At 31.5% G+C, this 8,830-nt stretch carries 7 protein-coding genes; all 7 read left to right on the top strand.

Features of this window, described 5'->3' with window-relative positions; all coding sequences use genetic code 11:
• The first annotated feature begins 417 nt into the window (after window positions 1-417).
• Complete coding sequence (locus N179_RS15825; RefSeq protein WP_230088609.1) at window positions 418-648, top strand: mersacidin family lantibiotic; 231 nt, start codon at window positions 418-420, stop codon at window positions 646-648.
• A gap of 30 nt (window positions 649-678) precedes the next feature.
• A complete protein-coding gene (locus N179_RS15820) occupies window positions 679-873 on the top strand; it encodes a lichenicidin A2 family type 2 lantibiotic (protein ID WP_055970079.1) in 195 nt (64 codons plus the stop codon).
• 70 nt (window positions 874-943) lie between these two features.
• Window positions 944-3,964, top strand: coding sequence for a type 2 lanthipeptide synthetase LanM (lanM, locus tag N179_RS15815; RefSeq protein ID WP_055970076.1), 3,021 nt, complete (start codon window positions 944-946; stop codon window positions 3,962-3,964).
• Window positions 3,965-3,978: 14 nt separating this feature from the next.
• A complete protein-coding gene (locus N179_RS15810) occupies window positions 3,979-4,698 on the top strand; it encodes a flavodoxin family protein (RefSeq protein ID WP_055970072.1) in 720 nt (239 codons plus the stop codon).
• The gene (locus N179_RS15805; protein ID WP_075643138.1) at window positions 4,691-5,440 is read left to right on the top strand and encodes a hypothetical protein; all 750 of its coding nucleotides are present in this window, start codon (window positions 4,691-4,693) and stop codon (window positions 5,438-5,440) included. The genes N179_RS15810 and N179_RS15805 overlap by 8 nt, the downstream gene beginning before the upstream one ends.
• Before the next feature lie 302 nt (window positions 5,441-5,742).
• Entirely contained in the window at window positions 5,743-7,911 is a 2,169-nt protein-coding gene (locus N179_RS15800; RefSeq protein WP_055970066.1) for a peptidase domain-containing ABC transporter, read from the top strand.
• Window positions 7,871-8,830, top strand: coding sequence for a S8 family serine peptidase (locus N179_RS15795; RefSeq protein WP_083639959.1), 960 nt, complete (start codon window positions 7,871-7,873; stop codon window positions 8,828-8,830). The genes N179_RS15800 and N179_RS15795 overlap by 41 nt, the downstream gene beginning before the upstream one ends.

The following is an 8,830-nucleotide window of genomic DNA, read 5'->3' as shown; positions in this document are numbered from 1 at the left end:
GATAAAAATTAAAAGCATAGAAAACTAGAAGCTAACTTATTGGTTGCTAAATAACTAATCAAATGTCTAATGATTTCATTTTTACGGAATCATTAGACATTTTTGTAAACGCTTAATAAAAAACGGAATTAAAAAAATCTAGTTCTTTTGAACTTATTTTAAAAAAACTAACTAAATTAGGTATTTTATTAAATGTTTAAAAATGCTTACAGTCGCAATGAAAGTGAGAATCGCTAAAATTTCAAACAAAATAAGTTGAATTAAGGATTAGTATAGGACGTATTTACCAATTCCATTTAAATGGGTATTATTCCATTTTTGGTTTGTTAACATGGACATATTCAATTCGTTGTGAAACATTAGACGTAATTTTTCGCATATGAAATGAAAATATATTTTAAAAGGTGGATGTAAAAAATGACTGAAAAAGAAATCATGCTTATGAATGCAACATGTGGTGAAGGAATGAAATCGTTGGATACTGAAAAGATGTCTGAGATCTATGGTGCTTCAGATGTAGATCCGCGTTGGACTCCAGTAATTTCTCTTGTAGCTCGTTCAATTGTAAAAAGCACAAAAGCTTGTATTGGTGCAGGAGCATCTGCCATCAGTGGAATTGTAAGTCACAATAAAGATTGCTTAGGATAAAACTAAAACTAATAATACTTGGAGGTTCTGATGGAAAACCTTAAAAGTCTTGATGCTGTAGGAACAAGCCTTAAAGAATTGTCTGAAGAAGAGATGAATGAAATTTTTGGTGGATCTACTGATGTAGATGTTAGGTCATCACTGGTTTGTTCTGCTTTACTTTCTTTTGTCGGCAGTTACTTAGCTTCTGCAGGATTGAAGTGCGGAAAAGATAATAAAAAATAAGAATAGCGTGGGCGACTTCGGTCGCTCACTTCTGAGTTTTTAATTTTGAGATTAGAATGGAGGCACTAAAATGAAAAATCTTTTTAAAGCTTTAACTATCAAAGAAAGGTATGAAATCTTACAAAGAACGAATATCTCGAATGTTCATCCATCATTGTTAAAGTGGAGACAAGAGATGTCTATCATTTCTGAGAATACATTCAACGAAATGCTGAAAACAAAGAGTTTAAACAAAAATATTTTTTCTCATGCGATTTGTTATCAACCAGAATTTGAATTGCAAGAAAAATATCAAAAAGTTGCTGCTGAGTCAGACTGGTATAAATTTTACGATCGTGGGATAAAGAATATTTTAGATTCAAATGAAACATATGATAATTTTTCGAATGTAATCCGTCCATTTATAGAAAATATTAAAATTGATTTAAAACAACTATTTTTTAGAGATTCCTCAAAAAATATTTTTTCTACACCTGTTTTCGAACAGGTAATTCTATACATAACAAATGAGTTATCGGAAATTGTTCATAAAACACTTGTATTAGAGTTGAACCTTGAAAAAGAGCAAGGCTTATTAATTGGAGAATCACCTGAAGAGCGTTATATGCATTTTGTTAAATCTTTCGATCAAATAAAAAAATTGAATGCATTTTTCGATAAGTACATGGTTATTACAAGATTATTATCTTCGCGCTCACTATTCTTTATTGACCATGTTAATGAATTAGTGAACCGTATTGTCGAAGATCAAAAAGAATTAATGTGCGAATTTCGAACAGGAGATTTAAAAATTATTGGGATGAAGTTTGGTGAAGGGGACACACACCAAGAGGGAAGAACTGTAACAGTATTAGAATTATTAGATTCAACAAAAATTGTTTATAAGCCTAAAGATTTGAAAGTGAATAAAGTATTTAATGATTTCATAAATTATATGAATGGATTAAATTACCCTAACTTTAAAAGTCTAAAGACATTGCCTACGTTAAATAAAAATACATACTCGTATGAGTTATTTATAGAGCAAAAATATTGCGAATCTATAGAAGAAATTGAAGATTTCTATCATCGTTTTGGACAGCTTATGGCAATTTTCCAGATTTTAAATGGAACAGATATTCACATGGAGAATCTTATTTCGCATGGTTCGCATCCAGTCATTATTGATCTAGAAACATTAATTCAAAGACAAAATCCTTTATTCGGTCAAGAAGAAGAACTGACACTTAAAGAAATTAGAGATCGCAATTTTAAAAATGTAACGAGAACACTGTTCTTACCAACGAATGGACTAAAAACTGAAAAACTAGATTTAAGTGCATTAAATGGAAGAGAAAGCAAGTTAGATTATAAGGTCTTACAGCCAGTAAATCAGGGAACTGACGAAATGCGATATGAATATAAAGAGTTTATTTTAAAAGGATCAAAAAATTTACCGACTCTTGAAAATGACATAGTAGAAATAGACTATAAACATTATAAAAATCAAATACTAACTGGTTTTCAAGCAGTGTATGAAATGATTATAAAAAATAAAGCTGAACTCTTAAACTCTAAAGTATTAGAGAAGTTCAAAAATTTAAAAGTAAGAGTTCTTTTTAGAGACACAAACCAGTATGCCACTATTCTGATGCACATGCAGCATCCTCAAATGCTGATGGATATGTTGGATAGAGAAAAAGCACTCGAAAACATGTGGGTATTTCCATATGCCGATAAATCAATTATTGATTCAGAAACTCGCGATATGATTTTTAACGATATTCCAGTATTTTTTAATGTTACTAATTCTCTTCATATTGAAGGGAATAAAAGCATGATGATTGAGAACTATTATGACTATACGCCCTATGAATATCTTTTAACTACTTTCAATGAAGTGTCTGAAAGCGAATTGCAGCATCAACTTTCAGTCATACAATTACACTTCGGTGATTTCTCAAGTGTTAGAAAAAAAGAATTATCTGCGCTAGAGACAATTTCTGAACCGTTTTCGAAATTATCATTTGAGTGGAATGAACAGATCGTATTGAATGAAATTTATGAAATTGCAGACAGCATAATTGAAAAAGCAATTGATTTGGACCATGTAAGCTGGATTATTCCGAGTAATCAATCAGATGATGATGTTTGGTCGCTGGCTCCGAGTTCGGATGATTTTTATAATGGCTCCTCTGGAATTTTACTGTTTTATTATCACTTATATAATCAAACAGGTATCAAAAAGTACAAAGAGTTTTACCAAAAACTATTGGCGCAATGTAACCCAGAATTAGTATTTGATTATAAGCTTGGACTTTCGGGTTATCCAGCCTATCTGCACGCATTTTCGTATATGAATGATTTCAAAGATGACAATGCTAAGATTTTAAAATTAATTATTCAATACTGTTCTAAAATAGAAGAAATTTTGAATGATAAGAGCAATTCAATTGTTGAATTAGATTATCTTAACGGAATTACTAGCCTAATTGGAAGTTTGATACGTCTTTATGAACATACAAAAATGTCAAGAGTATTAGAGTTAGCGATAAAGTGTGGTGATTTCTTAGTGAATAAAAACGTCCCGATCAAAGATCCGAGTTTTGGTCATGGCGAGTTTGGAAAAATTGTAATTATTAAGAGATTATTTAATTTGACTCAAATCAAAAAATACAATGACTTTGCTAACTCGCTTCTTTCTAATATTGATATTCCGGAAAGTCTACAATCTAGCAAAAGTCTTCATTGGTGCACAGGTTGTTTAGGGATCGATATGACAAAAAATGAAGTGTTTGACCAAGAAATGCAGGGGCATAAAATATTTGTAAACAACTACAATCGGTTAGAAAATAAAACATTAATGAATAATGATTCAATTTGTCATGGGAATATGAGTCTCGTAGAATATTTCTTGACGTCATCAGATACGTTTGAAAAAGGTAGAAGTATTGGCATGGCGGTTATAAAGCTTAAAAATAATAATAGCGAGTATAAGTTAATGCATAATAGCAATTTTGAAGACATTAGTTTATTTACTGGAACTTCTGGCATAGGGTACCAACTTTTAAGACTGATTAACCCAGATGAAGTACCAAGCATTTTGAGTTGAAGGAGGACAAAATCATGTTAAAAAAAATATTTGTCTATGTTGGTTCACGAAATAAAGATTCACGAATATTTGATTTGACAAACCAAATTATTTCTCGATTTAAAAATCTTTGTTCTAAAGAAATTGAGCTTCAGATTGATATATATTCGCCGTTAAACACTCAATTAAATCCTTCTACAGGGTGTAGGCAGTGTTTTAATCTTGGCAAGTGTCCAAGTGAATTAAAAGATAAACCTGACGATGGAGAAATGATAAAAAGAAAAATGAAAGAAGCTGATTATATAGTTTTGGCGAGTCCTGTATATTCACACAATGTTTCTTCGGATATGAAAGTTTTAATCGATCGCTTATCATATTGGGCGCATCTATATACGCTCGTAAAAAAAGCTGGGATTGTAATTTCAACAGCTGAAAGTAATGGAGCAACATTCGTTACAGATTATCTAGAGAAAACGTTAAGTTTTATGGGGGCGTCAGTTATTCACAAAACAAATTTTATTAAAACAGAAAGTTTTTTAGCTGATACTTATGTAGAAGAGACTGTCGATTCAATGTTGCATGTTCTTGATTCTAGTTATAAATTTACTCCGACTGATTATCAAGAAACTACATTCAATACATTGAAAATTATTTTAAGTCAATATGAACAACAACATTTTGAACATAAATATTGGGTTGAAAATCATTTATTTGATTGCGACACGCTTGAGGAGTACTTTGAATCGTATGCTTAAATCTAAGTATCTACTCTTACATCCGATAACACTAAGTTTAATAATGGTCATTGTGTGTACATTCTTTTACAAGTATCAAAACGATTCTTTGTATCTTTTGATACTTCAATTATTACTCCTTATGATGGTTGTTATCGCTATTCATGAAATAGGTCACTTAGTAGCGGGATTGATACAACATGCTCAATTGCATTTCTTAACATGGTGGTTCTTGATAGCAATTCAAGTGAATGGAAAAATAAAAATTATGATAAACGAAAATGTATTTTTAGCGCTAGGGACAACAAAAATGTACTTTAAATCTAGAAAAGATATAAAAAATCTTAAAAGAAAGCTGTTATTAAACTATATTGGAGGTCCTTTAATTAACTTAGTTGTTGCAGTGATTATGTTAAGTTATCGAGCAATTGAGCCTAATACTCAACTTACCTCTAGTGACTCTTATTCTTATTTTTTAATCCTGAATTTAATAATAGGGATAATCACACTTATACCGGTAGAAGGTACTGATGGAGGAGAAATTGTTTCTCTAATGAAGAAAAGTAATGCTGAAGTAGTAGATGACTATACTGTACAGTACCTCTATTATAAGGCGATAGAAGATATTCAAGAAGATGAGTTTCTTTGGTTAGAAAAAAAAGTAACTGCAGCATCTAATGATGATGAGGTATTCTCAATTGCAATTTTAAAGGCTCATTATCACATAAATAAAAAAATTATAATGAGGCAAGTACTTCATTAATATTTGCTCAAAAAATTGTTTCTTCGGAAATACAACAAAAAATACTAGGTTTTTATAATTCATTAATAAAAAGCCTGATTCAAAAAGAAATGAGCGAAGAATACATTGAACAGTTAAAAGAAATAAACTTTTGGTATGGAAAATGCATGTATAGTATTTCACTAAACATACTCAAACAAAATAGTAGTGACTATAAAAAAATTTGCATTTCAAAAAATGAAATTTACAAAGAAATGGTTGATCCTCATCAACAAATGATCCTATTAAAAGCGCTTAATTTATAATCAAAAAGGAGTATCGGCATGAAAAAAGTTAAATTTATTCAACAAATGGAATTTAGTGAATGTGGTTTAGCTTGTGTCGCCATGATACTCAATTATCATGATTATCAAATAACACTAAATGAAATACGCGATGAGTTTCCTAGTCCACGTGGTGGTTATTCGTTTCTGAACTTAACACAAATTGCAGATAATAAAAAAATGATGAGTCGAGCTGTTCAAATAGATGAAAGTGGTGTTGAAAATTTGATTTTACCCGCCATACTTCACTGGGAAGGAAACCATTTCGTAATTTTAGAAAAAATACGTAATGATATTTTCCATATTGTAGATCCTGCAAAAGGACGTATGAGGTTAAAAAAAATAGACTTCATAACTAAAATGAGTGGATTTGCCATCATGTTTTCGCCCTCGTCAACGTTCCAAAAAAGGTCAATTGAAGAATCGAATATATTATTTCATTATTTCAGCAAACACAAAAAGACAGTATTCCATTTGTTAGCACTGACAATCCTTCTTCAAATAGTATTATTAACTATCCCTTTAATCACTAAATGGACTACTGATCATTTACTAATCAACAAAGAAGAGCCCCTAATGAATGTTGTCGGTATTACGATACTAGGAATATTCATTACTTATTTATTCTTCACAGGGGTAAGGTCGTTTATTTTAGCAAAGGCTGAGACAAGTATTGATAAATCAATTATGACTGATTTCATGAATACATTGGTTAGATTACCTCATTCCTTTTTTGATAATCGATCCAATGGAGATATCTTATTTCGAGCAAACTCTAATTTTTACATAAGAGACATTCTTTCGACTACGTTTATCTCTATAATCATTGATGCCATGTTGATCATCACTTACTTTTTCATTTTAATGACTTTCTCAAAGATACTGGCAGTTATTTTACTGTTACTGTCTATCATCCTGATGACAAGCCTATTTTTCAATTCAAAAATCGTGAGAAAACTAGTAGACACTAGTATACGAGATAAAGTTAAGGTTCAATCACAGGTTACTGAAATCGTTCACAATGCTATGGATATTAAAGTGTTAGGGATTGAAGAAGAACTCTTGGGTAAGTGGAGTATAAATTACGATACACAATTAAAGAGTAGTCAAAGATTAAACATTTGGGAAGGTATTGTGTATACTATCACATCTGGAATTCAAGTAATGATTCCGTTATTGATTTTATGGATGGGAACAATGCTTTATTTAAGAGGAGATATAACAGTTGGGACAGTCATTGCCTCTAGTTCAATCGCAGTATCGTTCATCTCACCAATCATTTCAATGAGTAACCACTATACACAGATAGTCTCTTTAAGAGCATATTTTACACGGTTAGTAGATGTAATAAAAACTAAGGAGGAACAAGAAACAAATCCAGGTTTAGTATACGAAGAGTTAAAAATGGGAAAGATTGAATTCAAAAATGTTTCGTTTTCTCATAATCAATTTGTAGAAAATACTATAAAAGATATCTCTTTCACAATAAAGCCAGGAGAAACAGTCGCAATTGTAGGTCCTTCTGGATCTGGGAAAAGTACAATTGCTAAACTACTATTAGGTTTACATCGAGTGACTAAAGGTGAAATTTTGATTGATGATATCGCTATTGAAAAGTATCATCTTCCTACTTTAAGAAAGCAGATTGGATCAGTGCTACAAGAGGCAGAACTTTTTAATGGAACTTTCAAAGAAAATATTGGAATGGGTGCTGAAGTAGAGGAGAGGGAAATTGAAGAAGCGGCCCAAATGGCAATGATCTATGATGACATCATAAAAACTCCATTAAAGTTTGAGACGATCATTTCCGAAGGTGGTGGTAATCTTTCAGGAGGACAAAGACAAAGATTGATTATCGCTCGAGCACTCTTAAAAAAGCCTAAGCTAATTGTTTTTGACGAGGCGACTAGCAGTCTTGATAATATCACCGAGCACTTAATAAAGGAAAACATTGAAAATTTAAAAGTAGGTAAACTAATCATTGCTCATCGATTAAATACAGTTCAAAGTGCTGATAAAATCGTTGTATTACATGAGGGAAGAATAGTTGAGAGTGGAACACACTCTGAATTGATTAACAATAGACAGCGATACTATAGACTATATTTAAAAATGGGGGAATCTGAACATGATGAAAAGAGTAACCATCCTGTCAGTCTTAGTAGGTAGTTTATATGGAATACCTTCTAACGTGTCTGCGGATGCTCTTAGTAATAATAACGAAAAAGTAATTATCTTCAAAGAAAGTGTTTCAAAAGAATCAATGCAGCAAGTCATAAAAGACAAAACATTAAAAGTTACTTATCAAATTCCTGAATTAAAATTAATAGTTGTTCAAGATTCGCACTCAAAATTAAAGGAAAACAAATATATTGAAAGTGTTTTTTCTTCTTCTTCATTAAAACCAATTGCCAGAGAAGAAAATCCATCATTAAACGAAGAAACATTTTCACTCTGGGAAGCTCAATGGGATATGAAGCAAATTACAGGAGATAAATTGAGCTACTCATTGCATCAGGCAAATAAGGGAACAGTAGTCGCTATAATTGATTCAGGTATAAATGACGAGCACCAGGATTTAAAAGATAGTGTGGTCAAAGGATCAAAGAATTTGGTTCCTGTCGGTGGATATAATGGAACCGAAAGTACCGAATTAGGAAATAAAAATGATTATAAAGATCGCATGGGACATGGGACAGGTGTCGCTGGTCAAATTTCGGCTAATGGAAAGTTACACGGAGTCGCTCCTGGAATTGGTATTCGTAGTTATCGCGTGTTTGGGGAAAAGTCTGCTAAGACAGAATGGATATTAAAAGCAATTATTGAGGCTGCAAACGATGATGCTGATGTAATTAATTTAAGCCTTGGAGAATATATGTTAGTTTCTGGTCAATACAAAGATGGAACAAATGATCTGAAAGAGTATAAAGCCTATAAAAAAGCTGTAGATTATGCATATAAAAAAGGGAGTATCGTGGTGGCTGCTGCAGGCAATGCTGGAGTGAACGTTAGAAATCAGAATGATATGAAAGAATTATTTACTTTGCTTGGAAATGATTTAGATGAATCATCAAAAAACAAAAAGTAA

Source organism: Exiguobacterium indicum HHS 31 (assembly GCF_001939065.1).
Taxonomy (GTDB): domain Bacteria; phylum Bacillota; class Bacilli; order Exiguobacteriales; family Exiguobacteriaceae; genus Exiguobacterium_A; species Exiguobacterium_A indicum.
This window is presented reverse-complemented; position numbering and strand designations above follow the sequence as displayed.